This window comes from Stenotrophomonas sp. YJH_SMC_119, assembly GCF_059368315.1.
The window spans coordinates 340,323-360,575 of sequence record NZ_JCAFRP010000001.1 but is presented as its reverse complement, the minus strand read 5'-3'; the positions used below and the strand labels follow the sequence as shown (position 1 = coordinate 360,575).

The window sequence follows — 20,253 nt, the reverse complement described above, 5'->3', positions numbered from 1 at the left end:
CCAGCGGCCGGCACTACCACCAATCAACCTCACCCCAGGTCGCCCAACCGCGCCTGCAATGCCGCGATCGCGGCCAGGCCGGCCGTCTCCGTGCGCAGGATGCGCGGGCCGAGCTGCAGGCCCTGGAATCCTGCCGCTGCCAGCTGATCCCGGTCGCGCGGCGACCAGCCGCCTTCCGGGCCGATCGCGATCACGATGCCGCCCGTCGGCGCCGCGTCGAGCGTCGACAGTCGATGGGCACCGTGCGGGTCCAGCGTCAGCCGCAGCGTATCGGCCGGCAGCGTCGCCGCCGCCTGCGCCAGTGACACCGGCGATCCAACCTGCGGAATGCGCGCGCGCCCGGACTGGCCGCAGGCCGAGGTCACCACGTTGTTCCAGTGCGCTACGCGCTTCTCCGCGCGCGCGGCATCCAGCTTCACTTCGGTGCGCTCGGCATTCACCGGAACGATGGCGCTCACGCCCAGCTCGGTGGCCTTCTGCAGGATCAGGTCCATCTTCTCGCCTCGGGCAATGCCCTGCAGCAGAGTGATCGCCAGCGGCGATTCGTTGTCCACCGCCTGCACCGCATCGATGCGCACCTGCACCTCGCGCTTGCCGGCGGCGGTCAGCGTGGCGCTGTAGTCGTGGCCATCGCCGTTGAACAGCACGCAGGTATCACCCTCGCGCAGGCGCATCACCCGCACCAGATGGTTGGCCGTCTCTTCCGGCAGGGTCACGGTCTGGCCGCTGTGCAGCGCCAGGTCGATGGGGCAGCGGGTCACGCGCATGCAATCGCCTCGTCAATCGCCGCCAGCGTGGTATGTGCCAGCAGCTCCAGTTGTTCGTCATCCACGCAGTAGGGTGGCATCCAGTACAGCACGTCGCCCAGCGGACGCAGCACCACGCCACGTTTCAGCGCAGCCTTGTAGGCGTGCAGGCCCAGTCGCAGCGCTGGATCGAACGGCGTGCGCTTGTTGCCATCACGCGACAGCTCGAAGGCCACCACCATGCCGGCCTGGCGGACGTCGGCCACGTGCGGATGGTCGCTCAATGGCGCAGCCAGCGCGCCCATCACCGAGGCGATGCCACGGTTGCGGGCGATCACATCGTCGTCGCGGAAGATGTCCAGCGTCGCCAGCGCAGCCGCACAGGCCAGCGGGTTGCCGGTGTAACTGTGCGAATGCAGGAAGGCGCGCTCGCGCGAGTCATCAAGGAAGGCGTCGTACAGCGCCTGCGTGGCCAGCACCGCGGCCAGCGGCAGGAAGCCGCCGGTCAGGCCCTTGGACAGGCACATCAGGTCCGGCATCACCCCGGCCTGCTCGCAGGCGAACAGGGTGCCGGTGCGGCCGAAGCCTGTGGCGATCTCGTCGGCGATCATGAATGCGCCGTGCGCATCACACAGTTCGCGCACCCGCTGCAGGTACACCGGGTCATGCATGCGCATGCCGCCGGCGCACTGCAGGCGCGGCTCCAGGATCACCGCGCAGATCTCGCCGGGATGCTGGTCAAACAGGGTGGCCAGACCATCAGCGGCCTGGCGTGCGCGATCAGCCGCACTCTGGCCCGGCTCGGCCAGGTAGGCATCGGGCGAGGGCGCGAACAGGCCTTCGGCCAGCAGCGGCGCGTAGACGCGGCGGTACAGCGGAATGTCCGCCATCGCCAGCGCTCCAAGGGTCTCGCCGTGGTAACCGTTCTCCAGCGCGATGAAGCGCGTGCGCCGCGGCTCGCCGCGGTTCTGGAAGTACTGGAAGGCCATCTTCAGCGCGACTTCAACGCCGGCCGAGCCGTTGTCGGCATAGAACACCTTGGCCAGCGGCTCGCGGCCGGGCTGGCGTGGCGCCAGCGCCAGCAGGCGCTCGGCCAGGGTGATCGCCGGCTCATGGCCGAAGCCAGCCAGCATCACCTGTTCCAGCTGCCCGGCCTGCGCCGCGATGGCGCCGCCGATGCGCGGCTCGGCATGGCCGAACAGATTGGTCCACCAGCTGCTGACGGCGTCCAGATAGCGGTTGCCGTCGTGGTCGATCAGCCATGCGCCTTCACCACGGGCGATCGGCACCAGCGGCAGGGTGTGCGGGTGCTCACGCATCTGCGTGCACGGATGCCACAGCACCTGCAGGTCGCGTTGCCGCCAGTGCTGGGCCAGCGGGGAGGGGGTTGGGTCTGCTAGCATTTCGGGCTCATGAACATGTTGCTGCCTGCACATTCTATCGGCCCCGGCGCTGGCGCCGGCCGCCGCGGAGATTCCGCATGAACGATGACCGTGCCGGCCGGCGCTTGCCGATCATCCATCGGATCACCGATGAGGAGAACGGCCCCTTCCAGCGCCAGCACCTGGACCTGGAGTTCTCCAACGGTGAACGCCGCCGCTTCGAACGCCTGGTCAGCCGTGGCCATGGTGCGGTGGTGGTGGTGCCGATGCTCGACGACGAGACGGTGCTGCTGGTGCGTGAATACGCCGCCGGCATGCACCGCTATGAACTGGGCCTGGTCAAGGGCCGGATCGACGCCGGCGAAACCCCCGGGCAGGCCGCCGACCGCGAGCTGAAGGAAGAGGCCGGGTACGGTGCACGCCGGGTCGACGTGCTGCGCGCGATGACCCTGGCCCCCACCTACATGAGCCACCAGTCGTGGCTGGTGGTGGCACGCGACCTGTATCCGGAAAAGCTGGCCGGCGACGAGCCGGAAGAACTGGAGGTGGTGCCGTGGAAGCTGGCCGAACTGGACCAGCTGATGCTGCGCGAGGACTTCTCCGAGGGACGCTCGCTGGCGGCGCTGTTCATCGCTCGCCAGTGGCTGCAGGGAACGCGATGATCAAACTGACCACGGACCTGCGCGAGACCGCCATCGCCATCGCCCAGGAAGCCGGACAGGCCATCATGCAGGTGTACGCCGATGGCTTCGAGGTGCAGATCAAGGACGACGACAGCCCGGTCACCGCCGCCGACCTGGCCGCCAACCAGGTCATCGAACTGGGCCTGCGCCAGCTGACCCCGGACCTGCCGATCCTGTCGGAGGAATCGGCGCAGGTGCCGTGGGAGCACCGCCGCCACTGGGGCGCGTACTGGCTGGTGGATCCGCTCGACGGCACCCGCGAGTTCGTCAAGCGCAATGGCGAGTTCAGCGTCAACATCGCGCTGATCTACCAGGGCGCACCTGCCTTCGGCGTGGTGTTGGCCCCGGTCACCGGCATCGTCTGGCATGCCATGCGTGGCGAGCTGGCCTATCGCCGGCAGGGCCTGCACGACACCGTGCTGCGTACCCGCACGCCGGCCACCGCCCCGCTGCGCGTCGCCGCCAGCCGCTCGCACCGCTCACCGGAAACCGAGGCGCTGCTGGCGAGGATGGGCCGCATCGAGACCATCGCGCAGGGCTCGTCGCTGAAATTCTGCCGGATCGCCGAAGGTGGCCTGGATGTCTATCCGCGGCTGGGCCCGACCTCCGAATGGGATACCGCCGCCGGCCAGTGCGTACTGCACGCCGCCGGCGGTGCGGTACTGTCGGCTGCGACCGGCAAGCCGTTCCGCTACAACCGCCGCGAAACCCTGTTGAACGGCGATTTCATTGCCCTTGGTGATACCAGCCTGCCGTGGCGCGACTGGTTGTCCGACTGACCCTGGAGGCCGCATGAGCGCGCACGACACCCCCACCACCGGCAGCGCCGCCGCCCACGAGCTGGAGCGCCTGCTGGCGATCATGGCGCGCCTGCGTGACCCGCAGGGCGGCTGCCCGTGGGATCTGGAGCAGAACTTCGCAACCATCGCGCCGTACACCATCGAGGAAGCCTACGAGGTGGCCGATGCGATCGACCGTGGCGATCTCGACGATCTCTGTGACGAGCTGGGCGACCTGCTGCTGCAGGTGGTGTTCCATGCGCGCATGGCCGAAGAGCAGGGGGCCTTTGCCTTCGCCGAGGTCGCACGCGCGATCAGCGACAAGATGCAGCGCCGTCACCCGCACGTGTTCGCCGACGTGAGCGTCGACGATGCCGACGGCGTGACGCGCAACTGGGATGCGATCAAGCGTGCCGAGCGTGCCGCCAAGGGCGAGCAGGACACCTCCGCGCTGGCCGGCATTTCGCGCGGGCTGCCGGAATGGCAGCGGGCGGTGAAGCTGCAGTCGCGTGCGGCCAAGGTCGGCTTCGACTGGCCCGGCCCGTTACCGGTGCTGGACAAGGCGGCCGAGGAACTGCAGGAACTGCGCGAGGAGTTCGAACGCGGCGATATCGCCGGCAACAAGGCGCGGCTGCAGGAAGAACTGGGCGACCTGCTGTTCGTCTGCGCCAACCTGGCGCGCCATGCCGACATCGACCTGGGTGCGGCGCTGCGCGGGGCCAACCACAAATTCGAACGCCGCTTCCGCGCGATGGAAGCGCAGGCCGACGCGCAGGGTGGGGCGCTGGCTGCGATGGGCCTGGATGCGCAGGAAGCGTTGTGGCAGCACGCCAAGGCGGCGGAGAAGGCGTGAAGACACTCGGCCTGTTCCTGCTGACGGCGCTGGCCGAGATCGTTGGCTGCTACCTGCCGTGGTTGTGGCTGCGCAAGGGCGGCAGCATCTGGCTGCTGCTGCCGGCGGCCGCCAGCCTGGCCCTGTTCGCCTGGCTGCTGACCCTGCACCCGACCGCCAGTGGACGGGTCTATGCCGCCTACGGTGGCGTGTACATCGGCACCGCGCTGTTCTGGTTATGGCTGGTCGACGGCATCCGCCCCAGCCGCTGGGACCTGCTGGGCGCTGCGCTGTGCCTGGCCGGCATGGCGGTGATCATGTTCGGGCCGCGCACCTCATCAGGGTAGCGCCGGGCCATGCGTGGCTGCGCCTCCTTCCGACCGCGCTGGCGCGCGCAAGCCGGGCACGGCTCGGCGCCACAAGGTCAGCGATGGTGCATGATGGCGACGCCCCTGGTTCCCGGAGCACGCGCATGTCCCGCTTCGCCAGCTTCCGCGAGTTCTATCCGTTCTACCTCAGCGAGCATCGCCACCCGGTATCGCGCCGGCTGCACTTCATCGGCAGCTGCGGGGTACTGCTGCTGGTCGCGGCGGCGATCCTGCGTGGGCAGCCGGTGCTGCTGCTGGCTGCCCTGTTCTGCGGTTACGGCTTCGCCTGGGTTGGCCATTTCTTCTTCGAGAAGAACCGCCCGGCCACCTTCCAGCACCCGCTGTACTCGTTCATGGGCGACTGGGTGATGTTCGCCGACATCCTGCGCGGGCGCATGCCCTGGTAGCTCCGCTGTGCATGCGGCCTTCACGCGCTATGCTGGGGCCTGGACGTCATAGATAAGGAAAGCAAGATGTTCCCGACCATGTTCTTTACCGTGGTGCTGGCCTTCGTGGCCGTGGTGATCCTGTTCAAGGCGGTACGGATGGTGCCCCAGGGCTACGAGTGGACCGTCGAGCGCTTCGGGCGCTACACGCACACCATGACCCCCGGCCTGCACTTCCTGATTCCGATCGTGTACGGGGTCGGGCGCAAGGTGAACATGATGGAGCAGGTGCTGGATGTACCCAGCCAGGAAGTGATCACCAAGGACAACGCCGCCGTGCGCGTGGACGGCGTGGTGTTCTTCCAGGTACTGGATGCCGCCAAGGCTGCCTATGAGGTGGCCAACCTGGAAGTGGCGATGATCGCCCTGGTGCAGACCAACATCCGTACCGTGATCGGTTCGATGGACCTGGATGAATCGCTCAGCCAGCGCGAGGTGATCAATGCCCAGCTGCTGAGCGTGGTCGACCATGCCACCAACCCGTGGGGTGTGAAGGTCAACCGCATCGAGATCCGCGACATCCAGCCACCACGCGACCTGCTGGACGCGATGGCGCGGCAGATGAAGGCCGAGCGCGAGAAGCGCGCGCAGATCCTAGAGGCAGAGGGTTCCCGCCAGTCGGAGATCCTGCGCGCCGATGGCGAAAAGCAGGCCACCGTGCTGGAGGCCGAAGGCCGTCGCGAAGCTGCGTTCCGCGATGCCGAGGCGCGCGAGCGCCTGGCCGAGGCCGAAGCGATGGCGACCAAGGTGGTGTCGGCGGCGATTGCCGAGGGCGACGTGCAGGCGATCAACTACTTTGTTGCGCAGAAGTACGTGGAAGCGTTCAAGGAGCTGGCCAGTTCGCCGAACCAGAAGCTGGTGCTGATGCCGATGGAGGCCAGTGGCGTGATCGGTTCGATCGCCGGCGTGGCCGAACTGGCGAAGCAGGCGCTGGCCAGCCAGGACATCAAGGCCGCCGGCAAGCGGCCGCCGCCGCTCGGAGGCTGACATGCGCTGGGAAGTCGTCGGTTGGGGCGCGCTGGCGCTGCTGCTGTTTGCCGCCGAGGCGTTGGCGCCCGGGGCGTTCATGCTGTGGATCGGCATTGGCGCGGCGGCGGTGTTCGTACTGGTTGCGGTGTTCAGCGGCATTCCATTGCTGTGGCAGGTCGTTGCCTTCGTCGTGCTGAGCGTTGTCTCGATCCAGTGCTACCGGCGCTGGGGCAAGGCAAGGGCGCGACCCAGCGATGCACCGTTGCTCAACCGCCGCGCCGAACAACTGGTCGGACGGGTGGTGCCGTTGCAGCAGGGTATCGTTGGTGGGCAGGGCCGGGTCAGCATCGACGACGCGTACTGGCAGGTCAGCGGCCCGGAGTTGCCTGCAGGTACGTGGGTGCGGGTGCGCAGCGTGCAGGGCACGGTGCTGGTGGTCGAGGCGGTGGCCCAGGGCTGAGGCTGCGGTGGTTTGGCCGCGTCCGCGGGTCGTCAAGGCCAGCGGGCGCGGTCGCATGAGGTGTGCTTGCAGATGGCCGCTGCGCTGCGGCACGCCTGCGGGCGACCGATCTGGGATAATGGGGATTCTTGTTTCCTCTGCTGCCGGACCCGGTCATGACCCAGAAGACGCTGCTCAACGATACCCACCGCGCCCTTGGCGCCAAGATGGTCGATTTCGGGGGTTGGGACATGCCCATCCACTACGGCTCGCAGCTGGACGAGCACCACCTGGTGCGTCGCGAGTCGGGTGTGTTCGACGTCAGCCACATGACCGTGGTCGACCTGCGCGGTGACCAGGTCAAGCCGTTCCTGCGCCGCCTGCTGGCCAACTCGGTCGACAAGCTGAAGGTGCCGGGCAAGGCGCTGTACTCGTGCATGCTGAATCCGCGCGGCGGCGTCATCGACGACCTGATCGTCTACTACCTGGGCGACGATTTCTTCCGCATGGTGGTCAACGCCTCCACCCGCGAAAAGGACCTGGCCTGGCTGCGCGAGCAGGCCGCGCCGTTCGGCGTCAGCGTCGAGCAGCGCCCGGACCTGGCCATCCTGGCCGTGCAGGGCCCGCAGGCGCGCGCGATCGTGATCGGCCTGGCCCGCGAATCCGAGCGCGAGGCGCTGACCAAGCTGGGCCGCTTCGCCGCCCTGCAGGTGCAGTCCGACGACGGCGTCGAGCTGTTCGTCGCCCGCACCGGTTACACCGGCGAAGACGGCTTCGAAATCCTGCTGCCGCAGGACGCGGTGGTCGCGTTCTGGAACCGCCTGCTGGCGGCGGGCGTGAAGCCGGCCGGTCTCGGCGCACGCGACACGTTGCGCCTGGAAGCCGGCATGAACCTGTACGGCCAGGACATGGACGAAGAGATCAGCCCGTACGAAGCGGCGCTGGCCTGGACGGTGTCGCTGGACGAAGGCCGCGACTTCATCGGTCGCGACGCGCTGGAAGCGCAGAAGGCTGCCGGCACAGCACGCCAGATGATCGGCCTGGTGATGGACGAGAAGGGCGTGCTGCGCCACGGCCAGGCGGTGACCACCGCTGGCGGCCAGGGCGAGATCCTGTCCGGCACCTTCTCGCCGACCCTGGCCAAGGGCATCGCTTTTGCCCGCGTGCCCGCCGGTGAACTCGGCGAGGTCACCGTCGACATCCGCGGCCGGCAGGTGCCGGTGCGCGTGGTCAAGTTCCCGTTCGTGCGCGAAGGCCAGGCCCAGCCCGGCGTGCTCGCCGACGCCTGATCCGGACATGCCGGTCGTCACTGACAGCAGTGGCGGCCGGTTGGTTACACTAGCCCCGTTTTTTCCACCCCTGCATATCTCTGGAGCAGTCCCATGAGCGAGATCCCCGGCGACCTCAAGTTCCTCAAGTCCCATGAGTGGGCCCGTGTCGAAGGCAATGGCCGCGTCACCGTCGGTATTTCCGACCATGCCCAGGGCCTGCTGGGTGACCTGGTCTACGTCGAACTGCCGGAAGTCGGCGCCGACGCCAAGGCCGGCGAACAGATCGCCGTCGTCGAGTCGGTGAAGGCCGCCTCGGACGTCTACAGCCCGATCAGCGGCAAGGTTGTCGAGGTCAACTCGGCCCTGTCCGACAAGCCGGAAACCATCAACGAAGATGCCTACGGCGAAGGTTGGATGTTCGTGGTCGAACTGACCAACGCTGAAGAGGTCAACGAGCTGCTGGACCCGGACGCGTACGCCGAAGCCCTGGAGAACGACGACCACTGAGTCGTCGTTTCCGGGTTCTGCAACGGCCACCTTCGGGTGGCCGTTTTTGTTTTGGCGAGTACGTCGGCTCATGACGCAGGGTTTGCTGCGCGCCCTCGACGCGGCATCAGCAGACCCGCGAACGGTACCGAGGGGCGTGCGCAGTTTTGCGCAAATCCGCGTTTCCGCCCCGCGCCGACGCGTCCGGATGTGAAAACTTTTCGCCCCCCGTTGCGGTGCCGTTGTGCTGGCGCTGATGCCGGCGCCGGCCGGTGCCGGCGCTGCGTGCATGCAGTGGCCGCCAACATGCATGCATCTGCGCAGAGTGCCTATTTCAAGTGGTTTTTGTTCAACGCTTGCGTTGTTGTTGCTGCAGGCAACGCGCGTGCGTGGTGCTTCGTTGGTCGTCGAGGGCGGAGCGTCGCGACCGTGCAGGCAACACCGCGGATGGCGCGGATGTGAAAATTTTTCGCGGGGGTTGTTGACAGTAAAAAAAACCGTGATTAGGTTTCGCCTCAGCAGACCTTGCCTGCCAAACCGAGTGCGCAGAATCAATCGTCCGATGCGAAGCAGCCCCTTCAAGACCACCGCGACCCAGATGACGGTGGACATGGCCCCGCTTCCCCCGGAGAAATGCAAGGCACCTCCCGTTCCGATGCCCGCTCCGCCGATCGAGGCGGGCATTGCCGCATCCGTAACGGCGCGCTTGACGCGCCGGCGGTCCCCGCACGCAGCATCCGCGGGTTTGATCCACCTGGGCGTTTCAACTCCCTATCACTGACGAGGAGCCATCCCATGGCAACCAAGAAAGCTGCGAAGAAAAAGCCCGCCGCCAAGAAGGCGGTGAAGAAGGTCGCGAAGAAGGCCGCTGCCAAGAAGGCAGTGAAGAAGGTCGCGAAGAAGGCGACCGCCAAGAAGGCAGTGAAGAAGGCTGCGAAGAAGGTCGCCAAGAAGGCCACTGCGAAGAAGGCAGTGAAGAAGGCGGCGAAGAAGGTAGCCAAGAAGTCTCCTGCCAAGAAGACCGCGAAGAAGGCCGTCAAGAAGGTAGCCAAGAAGGCCACCAAGAAGACTGCCAAGAAGGCAACGGCCCGCAAGCCGGCCAAGAAGGTCGCGAAGAAGGCGACTGCCAAGAAGGCCGTCAAGAAGACCGCCAAGAAGGCAGTGAAGAAGACCGCGAAGAAGGCCACCAAGAAGGCTGCCCCGAAGAAGGCAGCGAAGAAGGTTGCCAAGCGCAAGCCGGCCGCCCGCAAGAAGAAGGCCGCTCCGGTCGCTCTGCCGGCAACCCCGGCGCCGCTGATCTAAGTACTTCCCGATAGCCGCATCCTGAAACCCCTTCCCTGGCTGCCCAGCGGGGAGGGGGTTTTTTTATGGGGCCATTGGTAGCGTCGAGCCATGCTCGACCGCCTTGCTGACGGTCGATGCTAGCGGTGCGGCGCCGGTGGAAAGCGCTCCACCAGGAAATCGATGAAGCTGCGCAGGCGGGTCGAGGGGTAGCGGTCGTGGGCGTAGACCACGTGCATCGGCCGCCCCGCGTGGCCGTGTTCGGGAAACAGCTGCACCAGCCGCCCAGCCTCGACATCCGCGGCCAGAAGCAGTGCCGATTGCAGCACGATGCCCAGCCCATGCAGCGCCGCTGTACGCAGCGCTTCGCCGTTGTTGATCTGCAGTCGACCTGTGGGCACATGGCCGAGCCCGCCAGCATCGGCCTGCAGCCACTGCGCCAGCGCGCTGGGTTCGAAGGACAGGCATTGGTGCCGGGCAAGCGCCAGCAGGTCGGAGGGCGTACCGTGCCGGGCGAGGTATCCGGGCGAGGCGCACATCATCAAGCGATACGGTGCCAATGCACGTGCCACCAGCACGCTGCTGTCGGCCAGCGTGCCGATGCGCAGGGCTGCTTCGAAACCCTCCTCTGCGAGGTCGACCACGCGGTCGGTCAGCACCGCGTCGACACGCACGTCGGGGTAGCGCGCCATGTAATCGGCCAACGCCGGTACCAGCGCATGCGTGCCGAAGATCACCGGCGCGCTGATGCGCAGCGTGCCTGCAGGTGCCAGGTGCTGGTACTGGGCCTGAGCATCGGTTTCCTCCACCAGCCGCAGGATCTCCCGGCAGCGGGCGTAGTAGTCCTCCCCGAACGGCGTCATGTGCTGGCGCCGGGTGGTACGACTGAGCAACTGCATGCCCAGCCGCGCCTCCAACGCACGCAGGTGCTTGCCGGCCATCGTCGGGGAGATGGCCAGTGCTGCCGCCGCAGCGCTGAGGCTGCCCTTGTCCACGATCAGCACGTAGACCTGCATGCTTTCCAGCAGGTTCATCTGACACTCCGGGTGTTGAATGCTGAAACTTTTGCGGAGTTTATCAATCACGGGTGATCAAACAGCATGCACTGCAGGGGCCGGATCCACCGGCCGTGCTGAAAGGAGAACACGATGGATTTGAATCTTGAGGGACGCACAGCGCTGGTCACCGGGGCGGGCAGTGGCATCGGTGCCGCTGTCGCCAGGCAACTGGCCGCGCAGGGCGTACGTGTTGCCATCTCGTCACGGCGGCAGGCACCGCTGCAGGCGCTGGCGGCAGGGATCGAAGCGGCGGGCGCACCCGCGCCGATCATCCTGCTGGGCGATGTCACTGACGCCGGGGACGTGCGACGCATTGCTGACGCGTCGCTGGCGGCGTTGCAGCGGGTGGACATCCTGGTCAACGCGGCTGGCGGTTCGCGGCCAACGACCGTCGATGCAGCCGACTCGATCTGGGAGGAGGCATTGGCGCTGAACTTCTCTGCCGCACGACGGCTGACCCAGGCACTGCTGCCGGCGATGCAGGCGCAGGGATGGGGGCGGGTGATCAACTTCAGCGGTTCGATGGAGCCCCGTTCGGTGAATGCCGCCACCGCGGCGAAAGCAGCGCTGCATCTGTGGAGCAAGGGGCTGTCGTCGGAGGTGGCCGGGCAGGGCATCACGGTGAATGCCATTGCGCCGGGTCGGATCAACAGCCCGCAGATCCTGGACCGCCTGCATCCCACCGAGGAAAGCCGACGCGCGTTCATCGCCAGTAACATCCCGATCGGGCGCTTCGGTGAGCCGGAAGAAGTGGCGCCGCTGGTGGCATTCCTCGCCTCGCCGCTGGCCGGTTACATCACCGGTGCGGTGATTCCGGTGGACGGCGGCATGCACTACTTCGCGCATTAGCCCTCCGTTTGTAGAGTCGAGCGCGGCTCGATTCCACAACAGCCAACAAAAAGGGCGGCCTGCAGGCCGCCCTTCATGCTCACGGTCGCGCCCGCCTGATCAGCGCGGCGACGCCACCGCGCGGTTGCTGGAAGCGCCCTTGCCCTTGCGCTTGTCCTGCTGCGCCGGGCTTGCACCTTCGGCCATCAGGTTGTCGCTGCCGAAGTCGGTGTCCACATCCAGCCAGCGCTGTGCCGGCAGGCCGAGCGCGGAATCGAGCACGGTCGGCAGCAGGCCGCTGGGCAGGCCGCTCTCGCCATTCCACATGATGGCGATGCCGAGATCGCGTTCCGGCACCAGCGCGACCAGGCCGCGGTAGCCCTGTACGGCACCGGCATGGAACACCACGTCGTGGCCGGCGTAGTCGAAGGTGCGCCAGCCCAGCGCGTAGCCGGCCGAGTGCAGGCGCTCGCGGCGCCAGCCCGAACGCATCTCGCCGGGGGTGTTGATCAGGCTCGAGTGCAGGGTGGCCAGCAGCGGTGCCGGCAGCACATCGGGGCGATGGCCGGTGTGCGCCAGCAGCCACTGCGCCATGTCGCTGGCGCTGGCGTTGACGCCAGCCGCCGGGGCAACACGGTAGTAGGTCGGCTTCGGTGTCAGCGACACCCAACCGTTGCGGCTGCGCACGTGCGGACGCGCCCAGCGCGAGCTGGCCTGGATGCCGGCCAGGCCGAGGCTGGCATCGTTCATGCCCAGCGGCTTGAAGATGCGGCGCTCGACCGACTGCTCGTAGAAGCTGCCGGAGGCGGCATAGACGACGTCGCCGATCAGGCTGAAGGCCACGTTCTGGTAGGCGTAGCAGTCGCCCGGCAGGCACTTCAGGCTGGTGTTGGCCAGCTTCTGGGTCAGCGCGTAGTACTCGGCGTTGCCTTCGATGTCGCGGTCGTAGGCGTTGTACGGCAGGCCGACGCGATGGCTGAGCACATCGGCCACGGTCAGGCGGTCGGTGGCTTCGGGCGAGTTGAGACGGAAGCCCGGCACATAGTCGGTGACCTTGCTGTCCCAGCGCAGCGTGCCGTCGTTGACCAGCAGGCCGGCCATGGTGCCGGCGAAGGCCTTGGACAGCGACGCCAGGCGGAACACGGTGTGCGCATCGACCGGCAGCGGATTGTTGACGTCAGTGACGCCATAGCCGCGCGCGCTGAGGATGCGGCCGCCCTGCACGATGGCCACGGCCATGCCCGGCACGCGCTCGCCATAGGTGAGCTGCTGCGCCATCGATTCGATATTGGCGACGTTGAAGCCTGCGGCGGGCGCCTGCACCTGCGGCACCAGCCCGGTACGGTAGGCCGCCGGCTGGGTGTGGGCAACGGCGGTGGCCGCAGCGGACTCGATGTTGGCCGGCATCGGCGGCAACGGCGGCGGGGTCTGCGCGGTGGTGGACAAGGCAACAGGCATCAACATGCCCAGCAAACCGGTGGCCGCCGAACGGATCGGACGACGCAGGCTGTTCTTTTTCATCGGTGGGACCCGTGCGCGACTGCTGATGGCGATTCTAGCGCCGCTTTTCCTCTGTGCACAAACAAAGCGAAGATGAATGCGCATCTCGTTGAAAAAGTTGGGATTTTGACGCCTCGAAAGCGTGTATCGGAACGTGTCATCCGGACCCGGTCATGACACCGCGTTGCGGCCTTCAAACGGCTACCTGCTGGCGATGTTGCAGTGCATTGGATAACGTACGCGCTTCACCGCCCCGGAGCCTGCCATGCCGCTGTCCAACCGCCGTCATCTGGCGAGGGACGCCGCGTGAGCGCGGTACGAGGGAAAGGCCCGCTGCAGGGGCTGATGGCGGCACTGCGCGAGTCCCCGGCGCTGTGGTGGTCGTTCCTGTACTTCTTCTGCCTCCTCAGCGGCTACTACGTGTTGCGTCCGGTGCGTGAAGCCATGGCCGCCTCGGCGGACCTGGAAACGGTGTTCCCGCCGATGCTGATCGCCTGGTTCGCCAGCCATGACATCGCGCTGAAGGACTTCGTCCTGCAGTTCCTGTTCTCCTGCGTGTTCGTGATCATGCTGGTGCTGCAGCCGGTGTACGGCTGGCTGGTCAGCCGCTTCCCGCGGCGGGTGTTCCTGCCGGCGGTGTATGGCTTCTTCATCGTCACCCTGCTTGGCTTCTACATGATGTTCGACAGTCACGTGCCAGGGCGGGGCATGGCCTTCTTCCTCTGGGTGATGGTCTTCAACCTGTTCGCGGTGGCGGTGTTCTGGAGCTTCATGGCCGACGTGTTCTCCAACGCGCAGGCGCGGGCGTATTACGGCTACATCGGCGCGGCCGGCACCGTCGGCGCGTTCCTTGGCCCGGTCATCACCAGCGCGCTGGCACAGCGTGTGGGCATCGCCAACCTGATGCTGGTGTCTGCGGGTTTCCTGATTGTCTGCTTGTTCTGCATCTGGCGGTTGCGGCACTGGGCGGTGCTGCGCGAACGCGAGCAGCAGCTGGTCTCGGGCGAGAAGCCGATGGGCGGCAGCGTGCTGGATGGCCTGAAGCTGATCGTGCGCGAGCCGCTGCTGCGCTGGCTGGCGGTGCTGGTGGTGTTTGGCGTGGGCGTGGGCACCCTGTTGTACAACCAGCAGGCCAGCATCGTGCGCGCGGCCTTCAACGACCCGGCTGCCAGCACCGCGTTCTTCTCGCGCATCGACCTGGCGGTGAACGCGCTGACGCTTCTGTTGCAGTTGAGTCTGACCCGCTGGCTGTTGTCGCGCCACGGCATAGCCCCGGCCCTGCTGATTCCCGCATTCGCCATCCTGATCGGATTCTCGGTGCTGGCCGCATCGCCGCTGCCGATGATGGTGGCGGTGGTGCAGGTGCTGACCCGGGCCAGTGAGTTCTCGCTCTTCAAGCCGGCACGCGAAACCATCTACACCCGCGTGGACCGCCAATGGCGCTACAAGGCCGGTGCGGCCATCGACACCGTGGTCTACCGTGGTGCCGACCTGAGCTTCACCTGGGTGCACAAGGGCCTGTCATTGTTCGGCTCGCACGTGGTGTTCATCGGCGGCATGCTGGTGGCCGCGTGCATGACCGCAGCCGCGTTCGGTGTACTGCGCGAAGAAAAGAAACTGCCGCGCGACCGCTGATTTTCCGGGGCCCGATCCCCATCCCTGTCCAAGGAACTGCCCATGTACTGGATCGCACTCACCCTGACGTTGCTCGTCGCCCTGCTGCACGTCTATTTCCTGATGCTGGAGATGTTCCTGTGGACCAGCCCGCTGGGCCTGAAGACCTTCCGCAACACGCCGGAGAAGGCGGAGACCACGCGGGTGCTGGCGGCCAACCAGGGCCTGTACAACGGCTTCCTGGCAGCAGGCATCGTGGTGGGGCTGGTGATCGGGCAGCCGGTGCTGGTGACGTTCTCGCTGGCCTGCGTGGTGGTGGCAGGGTGCTATGGCGCCTACAGCGTGAGCCGGCGCATTTTCATGATCCAGGCGGTGCCGGCGATCGTGGCGCTGGTTCTTCGCGCGGTGGCGTAGTTCCCAGCCAACGGCGCAGCCCCTCGTGGGTTGGTCGCGGAATGCGGGTCGTGGATCTGGCCGGGCGGATGGGCTGGGCAGGGGACGCCGTAAACCCGTCCCTGGGGGCTTGGCCGCGGCATGGATGCCGCGGCCAAGCCCCCAGGGACGGGTTCACGGCGTCCCCCTCGAATCCACCGCCCTCGGCCCCCACCGGAAACCCGCGCTTTCCGCGACCAACTGCCCGCCCACGAGGGGCTGCGCCGTTCGCGGGAACACTACTTCGCCGGCGACATCCACATGTCGATGACCGCGCTGAACACCTCCATCCCCGCGCGGTCGCGCACACTCACCGACACCGGCAGTGCATAGCCCTCGGCAGCGGCCACGATCGGCTGGGCCGGCAATGCCACCGCCTGCAGCATGCCCCGTGCCTTGGCCAGGTACTGCACCTGCATCCCCTTCGGAATCCAGCGCATGCCCTTCGGCAGCGAGGCGTCGACCATCAGCCCGGCGGTCAGTTCGGCCAGGTTGCACATCGCGATCGCGTGCACCGTGCCGATGTGGTTGCGCACCCTGCGGCGGTCGGCCAGCGTGCCTTCGCAGCGGCCGTGTTCCAGGCGGGTGATGCGCGGCGCGATGCTGGCGAAGTACGGCGCCTTGAAACACACCGCGCGTGAGAACAGCCAGGTGCCGGCGGGCCAGCGCTGCAGGCGGTTGTAGAGCGAGAGCAGGGGCGTGGACATGGTCGGTGTTCCGGTCGTCGGATAGAGCGACGGCGGGCCGAGGCCCGCCGTCGAAGGCAACGCGTATCGCGGGCGATCAGGCGGCCTGCGAATGCGGATCCTTGTGCTGGCGGTCGTAGTAGCTGGCCGCGCGCAGTTCGTGGGTGTCGAAGTCGTCCACGGTGATCGTATCCAGGGTCAGCGTGCGCAGCTCTTCCAGCAGGCTGCGCTCGTCCTGGGTGATCACGCCCTCGGCCACGGCTTCGTCCAGCTGGCTCTTGAAGTCCAGCGCCTCGATGCCCTTGCTCTTCAGCGCCTTCAGGAACTTGCGCTCCACCGGCTCGGCCATGATCGCCTTGCTCAGGTAGCTGTTGATGCGGCCACCCGGGTTGTTCTCGCACGGGGTCAGGAACACGCCACTGGCCAGGCGGTCGCGGGCTTCGTTCGGCGCCATCAGCAGGGCGGCGACGCGGCGGCTCAGGCGGTCGCCCGGGGCCTCGGCACGACGGCCCAGCGGGAAGATCAGCGCCCACATCAGCCAGCCGATCGGACGGATCGGGAAGTTGCGCAGGGCCGCCGACAGCGATTCCTCGATCTTGTGCACGCTGTCATGGAAGGCCCAGGCCAGCAGCGGCTGGTCGGCCTGCGGTGCGCCCTCGTCGTGGTAGCGCTTGAGCATGGCGCTGGTCATGTAGACGTGGCTCAGCACGTCGCCCAGGCGGCCGGACAGCGATTCCTTGAACTTCAGCTTGCCGCCGAGGGTCATCATCGAGATGTCGGCCATCAGCGCCAGGTTGGCCGAGTAACGGTCCAGCTTGCGGAAGTAGCGGCGGGTGTAGGCGTCACCCGGGGCGGCACCGAAGCGTGCCCCGGTCAGGCCGAACCAGAACGAGCGCACGGCATTGGAGATGCCGAAGCGGATGTGGCCGAACAGGCTGCGGTCGAAGTCCTGCAGGCCGGCACGGGTATCCGGATCCTGCGCGGCCTTCATTTCCTTCAGTACCCACGGGTGGCAGAGGATCGCACCCTGGCCGAAGATCAGCAGGCTGCGGGTCATGATGTTGGCGCCTTCCACGGTGATCGCGATTGGCGCGGCCTGCCAGCTGCGGCCGGCGAAGTTGCGCGGCCCCAGGATGATGCCCTTGCCGCCGATCACGTCCATCATGTCCGAGATCACTTCGCGGCTCATGGTGGTGCAGTGGTACTTGGCGATCGCCGACGGTACCGACGGCACGTCACCACGGTCGACTGCAGCAGCGGTGGCCTGCGACAGCGCGCTGATCTTGTACGCCTTGCCGCCGATGCGGGCCAGCGCTTCTTCCACGCCTTCGAAGCGGCCGACCGACAGACCGAACTGCTTGCGGATGCGTGCATAGGCGCCGGTCACGGCGGCACCGGCCTTGGCACCGCCGCTGGCGGTGGACGGCAGGGTGATCGAACGGCCCACGGCCAGGCACTCGTTGAGCATGTTCCAGCCCTTGCCGGCCATGGCCGCGCCACCGATCAGCTGGGTCAGCGGAATGAACACGTCCTTGCCGCGGATCGGGCCGTTCTGGAACGTCGAGTTCAGCGGGAAGTGGCGACGGCCGATTTCAACGCCGGCGGTGTCGCGCGGCAGCAGGCCCAGGGTGATGCCGATGTCGCGGGTGTCGCCGATCAGACCATCCGGGTCGTACATGCGGAAGGCCAGGCCGATCAGCGAAGCGACCGGGGCCAGGGTGATGTAACGCTTGTCGAAGGTCAGCTTGACGCCGAGCACCTGCTCGCCGTTCCACTCGCCCCTGCAGACGATGCCGTAGTCCGGAATCGAGGTGGCGTCGGAGCCGGCGAACGGACCGGTCAGGCCGAAGCAGGGCACTTCGCGGCCATCGGCCAGGCGTGGCAGGTACTGGTCCTTCTGTTCCTGGGTGCCGTAATGCACCAGCAGTTCACCCGGGCCCAGCGAGTTGGGCACACCGACGGTGGAGCTGACCACCGAGGACACCGAGGCCAGCTTCTGGATCACCTTGTGGTGGGCCAGCGCAGAGAAGCCCAGGCCGCCATATTCCTTCGGGATGATCATGCCGAAGAACTTGTTCTTCTTGATGAAGGCCCACAGCTCCGGCGGCAGGTCAGCGTGGACGTGGGTGATTTCCCAGTCGTTGACCATCGTGCACAGCTCTTCGACCGGGCCATCGAGGAAGGCCTGTTCCTCGGCGGTCAGCTGCGGCTTGGGGTAATTGAGCAGGATGTTCCAGTCCGGATCACCGGTGAACAGTTCGCCCTCGAAGCCAACCGAGCCGGTTTCCAGCGCGATGCGCTCGGTCTGCGACAGCGGCGGCAGCACCTTGCGGAACACCTTCATCATCGGGCCGGTCAGCAGCGGCTTGCGGATGAACGGCAGCAGCAGCGGCACGGCGATGACGGCCAATACGGCGGCAGCCACGATCGTGGCGGTCTGGTTGACGTAGGGAATGAACCAGCAGGCGACCAGCAGGGCCACGCTGATCAGCGTCCAGGTAACCAGCCGCATGCGGTGGTAGGCGACGAACGCGCCTGCCAGCAGCAGGGCGAGGAAGGGAAGAACGATGCTCATGAGCGTGCTCCGGTGACGTGCTCGTTTGTGGCGGACGAAGCTGCAGCATCCGCTGCGGGCAACACGTCCAGATAGTCCAACACAGTAGCGGTAAAGGCGTCGTTGTCATCGCCGGCGACCATGTGCGTGGCCTGCGGCAGCTGTACATGACGCGCGTGCGGCGCCAACGCCAGGAATTCGGCCACGGTCTGTGGCGTGACCAGGTCGCTTCGGCCGCCGCTGACCAGCAGCAGCGGGCACTTCACCTGGCGTGCGGCCTCGGCCAGCGCATCCTGGTGCTGCTCGCTGTCGCGGGCCAGTTCGGCCACCAGGCGCGGGTCCCAGTGCCAACGCCAGCGGCCGTGGCCGTCCTCGCGCAGCAGTGCGCGCAGCGACTGCTCGGATTTGCGCGGACGGTGCGGCATGTAGGCCGAGATCACGTCGGCGGCCTGGGTGAGCGAGGCAAAGCCGTCGGGATGGGCGGTCATGAAGGCCAGGATGCGTTCAACACCGGCGGTATCCCAACGCGGGGTGATGTCCACCAGCACCATCGCCGAGAACAGGCCCGGCCAGCGCGATTCGGCCAGCAGGCCGAACAGGCCGCCCATCGAGGCTGCGACCAGCACCGGCGGGCGTGGCTGTTCCCCGGCCAGCACGATCAGGTCATCAGCGAACTGCTCGCCGTGATAGGGCAGTTCGGCAGAATTCCAGTCCGAATCGCCGTGGCCACGGGCGTCGTAGGCCAGCGTCTGCAGCCCCGCCGCAGACAGGGCCCGCGCGGTGGCGTTCCATGCGTGCCGGGTCTGGCCGAAGCCATGCGCGAACAACACGCGGCCACGGCGGCCGTGGTCGCTGGCGGTTGCGGCCAGGCGTGCGCCATGGGCGGCCTCCAGGCGAAGATCATGGAACGCAGCGGGAGTAGGGGACGTAACCATACTTGCTAGTATGGATCGCTTGTGAGGGAAGTCAATACTGCACGGTATGGTGCGCTGCGGCAGGTGCCCAGGCGGGCGTCGAGACGGTTTCGGCCGCAACCGCGTACTGCAACGAACCCCGGCGTATGGTTAAATCAGCCCATGAATCAACCTGACGCTTCCGCCGGCGAACCGCGCGCCGGCCGCAACAGCCGCCTGAGTGCCGAAGACTGGGCCCAGGCCGCTCTCGATCTGATTGCTGAACAAGGTGTGGGGGCCGTCGCGGTGGAACCGTTGGCGCGGCGCCTGGGTGTGACCAAGGGCAGTTTCTACTGGCACTTCCCCTCGCGTGATGCACTGCTGCAGGCGGCGCTGGAACGCTGGGAACTGTTCGAACAGGAACAGGTGTTCGGCAGCCTGGAGGACGTGCCGGATCCGCGCGTGCGCCTGCGCCAGCTGTTCCAGATGGTGGCGCACGAAGTGCAGCCGCACATCATCTACAGCGAACTGCTGAAGGCGCTGGACCACCCGATGGTGCGCCCGGTGATCGACCGCGTTTCGCAGCGCCGGCTCGACTACCTGGTTGCTTCGTTCCGCCAGGCCGGGCTCAGCTCCACCGATGCACGGCATCGCGCGCGCCTGGCCTATGCCGCCTACGTCGGCTTCCTGCAGCTGTCGCTGCAGCTGCAGCAACCCAAGCAGGCCCGCGAGGATTTCGAGGCCTATGTCGAGCATCTGATCGAGACGCTCATTCCCAGCTGAATGGGAGAATGGCGCCCTGCAAGTGCCGAATGCGCCTTGCAGGCGACCTCAATGCGCCAACGTATGTCGTGGTGAGGCTGGTTTCACGCGATTTGGGCATTTTCTTAACGACTCTTTAATTCCAGATCAAGTGTGGCTACTATCGGGTCACCAGCCGTTTTTTGTGCCTCCCTTTTGGGGCACGTCGGTTGGACTCAGCACACAACCCAAGATCCATGGAGAG

At 66.8% G+C, this 20,253-nt stretch carries 21 protein-coding genes; 14 read left to right on the top strand and 7 right to left on the bottom strand.

The annotated features are described in order from the left end of the window. Nucleotides 1–29 precede the first annotated feature (29 nt). Nucleotides 30–767 carry a 16S rRNA (uracil(1498)-N(3))-methyltransferase gene (locus tag AC5P6S_RS01655; RefSeq protein WP_005414248.1) on the bottom strand — a complete coding sequence of 246 codons (738 nt, stop codon included), beginning with the start codon at nucleotides 765–767 and terminating at the stop codon, nucleotides 30–32. Continuing rightward, complete coding sequence (gene bioA, locus AC5P6S_RS01650; protein ID WP_033833434.1) at nucleotides 758–2,149, bottom strand: adenosylmethionine--8-amino-7-oxononanoate transaminase; 1,392 nt, start codon at nucleotides 2,147–2,149, stop codon at nucleotides 758–760. Before bioA ends, AC5P6S_RS01655 begins: the two co-directional genes overlap by 10 nt. A gap of 77 nt (nucleotides 2,150–2,226) precedes the next feature. On the opposite strand from bioA, the gene nudE reads away from it, so the two are divergent. The 10 genes from nudE (at nucleotide 2,227) to AC5P6S_RS01600 (ending at nucleotide 9,703) form a co-directional block, all read left to right on the top strand. Beyond that, nucleotides 2,227–2,790 carry an ADP compounds hydrolase NudE gene (gene nudE / locus AC5P6S_RS01645; protein ID WP_033833433.1) on the top strand — a complete coding sequence of 188 codons (564 nt, stop codon included), beginning with the start codon at nucleotides 2,227–2,229 and terminating at the stop codon, nucleotides 2,788–2,790. Then, a complete protein-coding gene (cysQ, locus tag AC5P6S_RS01640) occupies nucleotides 2,787–3,590 on the top strand; it encodes a 3'(2'),5'-bisphosphate nucleotidase CysQ (protein WP_005410708.1) in 804 nt (267 codons plus the stop codon). Before nudE ends, cysQ begins: the two co-directional genes overlap by 4 nt. Before the next feature lie 13 nt (nucleotides 3,591–3,603). Then, a complete protein-coding gene (mazG, locus tag AC5P6S_RS01635) occupies nucleotides 3,604–4,443 on the top strand; it encodes a nucleoside triphosphate pyrophosphohydrolase (RefSeq protein ID WP_049450690.1) in 840 nt (279 codons plus the stop codon). Continuing rightward, entirely contained in the window at nucleotides 4,440–4,769 is a 330-nt protein-coding gene (locus AC5P6S_RS01630; RefSeq protein WP_060380757.1) for a YnfA family protein, read from the top strand. The genes mazG and AC5P6S_RS01630 overlap by 4 nt, the downstream gene beginning before the upstream one ends. A gap of 125 nt (nucleotides 4,770–4,894) precedes the next feature. Next, nucleotides 4,895–5,197 carry an Mpo1-like protein gene (locus AC5P6S_RS01625; protein ID WP_044570725.1) on the top strand — a complete coding sequence of 101 codons (303 nt, stop codon included), beginning with the start codon at nucleotides 4,895–4,897 and terminating at the stop codon, nucleotides 5,195–5,197. A gap of 66 nt (nucleotides 5,198–5,263) precedes the next feature. Then, nucleotides 5,264–6,223: an SPFH domain-containing protein gene (locus AC5P6S_RS01620; RefSeq protein WP_059035152.1), complete on the top strand. Its 960-nt coding sequence runs from the start codon at nucleotides 5,264–5,266 to the stop codon at nucleotides 6,221–6,223. Between the two features lies 1 nt (nucleotide 6,224). Beyond that, on the top strand, nucleotides 6,225–6,665 hold the full coding sequence (locus AC5P6S_RS01615; protein ID WP_005410703.1) for an NfeD family protein: 441 nt from the start codon (nucleotides 6,225–6,227) through the stop codon (nucleotides 6,663–6,665). Nucleotides 6,666–6,820: 155 nt separating this feature from the next. Next, entirely contained in the window at nucleotides 6,821–7,933 is a 1,113-nt protein-coding gene (gene gcvT / locus AC5P6S_RS01610; protein WP_024958146.1) for a glycine cleavage system aminomethyltransferase GcvT, read from the top strand. 93 nt (nucleotides 7,934–8,026) lie between these two features. Next, the gene (gene gcvH, locus AC5P6S_RS01605; protein WP_005410701.1) at nucleotides 8,027–8,422 is read left to right on the top strand and encodes a glycine cleavage system protein GcvH; all 396 of its coding nucleotides are present in this window, start codon (nucleotides 8,027–8,029) and stop codon (nucleotides 8,420–8,422) included. 774 nt (nucleotides 8,423–9,196) lie between these two features. Next, nucleotides 9,197–9,703 carry a hypothetical protein gene (locus tag AC5P6S_RS01600; protein WP_005410700.1) on the top strand — a complete coding sequence of 169 codons (507 nt, stop codon included), beginning with the start codon at nucleotides 9,197–9,199 and terminating at the stop codon, nucleotides 9,701–9,703. 119 nt (nucleotides 9,704–9,822) lie between these two features. Here the strand turns inward: AC5P6S_RS01600 and AC5P6S_RS01595 are convergent, their stop codons facing one another. Beyond that, entirely contained in the window at nucleotides 9,823–10,716 is an 894-nt protein-coding gene (locus AC5P6S_RS01595; RefSeq protein WP_005414244.1) for a LysR substrate-binding domain-containing protein, read from the bottom strand. Nucleotides 10,717–10,830: 114 nt separating this feature from the next. Here AC5P6S_RS01595 and AC5P6S_RS01590 point away from each other — a divergent pair, with 114 nt between their 5' ends. Then, nucleotides 10,831–11,589, top strand: coding sequence for an SDR family NAD(P)-dependent oxidoreductase (locus tag AC5P6S_RS01590; RefSeq protein ID WP_076739152.1), 759 nt, complete (start codon nucleotides 10,831–10,833; stop codon nucleotides 11,587–11,589). 99 nt (nucleotides 11,590–11,688) lie between these two features. On the opposite strand, the gene AC5P6S_RS01585 is transcribed toward AC5P6S_RS01590, so the two are convergent. After that, nucleotides 11,689–13,089 carry a serine hydrolase domain-containing protein gene (locus tag AC5P6S_RS01585; RefSeq protein WP_005410697.1) on the bottom strand — a complete coding sequence of 467 codons (1,401 nt, stop codon included), beginning with the start codon at nucleotides 13,087–13,089 and terminating at the stop codon, nucleotides 11,689–11,691. A gap of 324 nt (nucleotides 13,090–13,413) precedes the next feature. Between AC5P6S_RS01585 and AC5P6S_RS01580 the strand changes: the two genes are divergently transcribed. Further along, complete coding sequence (locus tag AC5P6S_RS01580) at nucleotides 13,414–14,703, top strand: NTP/NDP exchange transporter (protein WP_181453183.1); 1,290 nt, start codon at nucleotides 13,414–13,416, stop codon at nucleotides 14,701–14,703. A 42-nt stretch (nucleotides 14,704–14,745) separates the two neighbouring features. Then, a complete protein-coding gene (locus AC5P6S_RS01575; protein ID WP_099527759.1) occupies nucleotides 14,746–15,096 on the top strand; it encodes a DUF1304 domain-containing protein in 351 nt (116 codons plus the stop codon). 257 nt (nucleotides 15,097–15,353) lie between these two features. Here AC5P6S_RS01575 and AC5P6S_RS01570 read toward each other — a convergent pair whose 3' ends face one another. The 3 genes from AC5P6S_RS01570 to AC5P6S_RS01560 form a co-directional block, all read right to left on the bottom strand. After that, entirely contained in the window at nucleotides 15,354–15,821 is a 468-nt protein-coding gene (locus AC5P6S_RS01570) for a hotdog fold domain-containing protein (RefSeq protein WP_414498538.1), read from the bottom strand. Between the two features lie 76 nt (nucleotides 15,822–15,897). Beyond that, nucleotides 15,898–18,375, bottom strand: coding sequence for an acyl-CoA dehydrogenase (locus AC5P6S_RS01565; RefSeq protein ID WP_005410692.1), 2,478 nt, complete (start codon nucleotides 18,373–18,375; stop codon nucleotides 15,898–15,900). Continuing rightward, on the bottom strand, nucleotides 18,372–19,289 hold the full coding sequence (locus tag AC5P6S_RS01560; RefSeq protein WP_005410691.1) for an alpha/beta fold hydrolase: 918 nt from the start codon (nucleotides 19,287–19,289) through the stop codon (nucleotides 18,372–18,374). Before AC5P6S_RS01560 ends, AC5P6S_RS01565 begins: the two co-directional genes overlap by 4 nt. A 141-nt stretch (nucleotides 19,290–19,430) precedes the next feature. Here AC5P6S_RS01560 and AC5P6S_RS01555 point away from each other — a divergent pair, with 141 nt between their 5' ends. Further along, nucleotides 19,431–20,030: a TetR/AcrR family transcriptional regulator gene (locus tag AC5P6S_RS01555; RefSeq protein ID WP_005410690.1), complete on the top strand. Its 600-nt coding sequence runs from the start codon at nucleotides 19,431–19,433 to the stop codon at nucleotides 20,028–20,030. Nucleotides 20,031–20,253: the final 223 nt, after the last annotated feature.

Excerpts from the sequence above, each read along its gene's own strand:
- AC5P6S_RS01575 (WP_099527759.1), top strand. The coding sequence starts at position 14,746 with ATGTACTGGATCGCACTCACCCTGACGTTGCTCGTCGCCCTGCTGCAC.
- AC5P6S_RS01560 (WP_005410691.1), bottom strand. The coding sequence starts at position 19,289 with ATGGTTACGTCCCCTACTCCCGCTGCGTTCCATGATCTTCGCCTGGAG.
- AC5P6S_RS01570 (WP_414498538.1), bottom strand. The coding sequence starts at position 15,821 with ATGTCCACGCCCCTGCTCTCGCTCTACAACCGCCTGCAGCGCTGGCCC.
- AC5P6S_RS01600 (WP_005410700.1), top strand. The coding sequence starts at position 9,197 with ATGGCAACCAAGAAAGCTGCGAAGAAAAAGCCCGCCGCCAAGAAGGCG.
- AC5P6S_RS01565 (WP_005410692.1), bottom strand. The coding sequence starts at position 18,375 with ATGAGCATCGTTCTTCCCTTCCTCGCCCTGCTGCTGGCAGGCGCGTTC.
- AC5P6S_RS01620 (WP_059035152.1), top strand. The coding sequence starts at position 5,264 with ATGTTCCCGACCATGTTCTTTACCGTGGTGCTGGCCTTCGTGGCCGTG.
- AC5P6S_RS01615 (WP_005410703.1), top strand. The coding sequence starts at position 6,225 with ATGCGCTGGGAAGTCGTCGGTTGGGGCGCGCTGGCGCTGCTGCTGTTT.
- AC5P6S_RS01590 (WP_076739152.1), top strand. The coding sequence starts at position 10,831 with ATGGATTTGAATCTTGAGGGACGCACAGCGCTGGTCACCGGGGCGGGC.
- AC5P6S_RS01585 (WP_005410697.1), bottom strand. The coding sequence starts at position 13,089 with ATGAAAAAGAACAGCCTGCGTCGTCCGATCCGTTCGGCGGCCACCGGT.
- gcvT (WP_024958146.1), top strand. The coding sequence starts at position 6,821 with ATGACCCAGAAGACGCTGCTCAACGATACCCACCGCGCCCTTGGCGCC.
- bioA (WP_033833434.1), bottom strand. The coding sequence starts at position 2,149 with ATGCTAGCAGACCCAACCCCCTCCCCGCTGGCCCAGCACTGGCGGCAA.
- AC5P6S_RS01555 (WP_005410690.1), top strand. The coding sequence starts at position 19,431 with ATGAATCAACCTGACGCTTCCGCCGGCGAACCGCGCGCCGGCCGCAAC.
- cysQ (WP_005410708.1), top strand. The coding sequence starts at position 2,787 with ATGATCAAACTGACCACGGACCTGCGCGAGACCGCCATCGCCATCGCC.
- gcvH (WP_005410701.1), top strand. The coding sequence starts at position 8,027 with ATGAGCGAGATCCCCGGCGACCTCAAGTTCCTCAAGTCCCATGAGTGG.
- AC5P6S_RS01580 (WP_181453183.1), top strand. The coding sequence starts at position 13,414 with ATGGCGGCACTGCGCGAGTCCCCGGCGCTGTGGTGGTCGTTCCTGTAC.
- AC5P6S_RS01595 (WP_005414244.1), bottom strand. The coding sequence starts at position 10,716 with ATGAACCTGCTGGAAAGCATGCAGGTCTACGTGCTGATCGTGGACAAG.
- mazG (WP_049450690.1), top strand. The coding sequence starts at position 3,604 with ATGAGCGCGCACGACACCCCCACCACCGGCAGCGCCGCCGCCCACGAG.
- AC5P6S_RS01655 (WP_005414248.1), bottom strand. The coding sequence starts at position 767 with ATGCGCGTGACCCGCTGCCCCATCGACCTGGCGCTGCACAGCGGCCAG.
- AC5P6S_RS01625 (WP_044570725.1), top strand. The coding sequence starts at position 4,895 with ATGTCCCGCTTCGCCAGCTTCCGCGAGTTCTATCCGTTCTACCTCAGC.
- nudE (WP_033833433.1), top strand. The coding sequence starts at position 2,227 with ATGAACGATGACCGTGCCGGCCGGCGCTTGCCGATCATCCATCGGATC.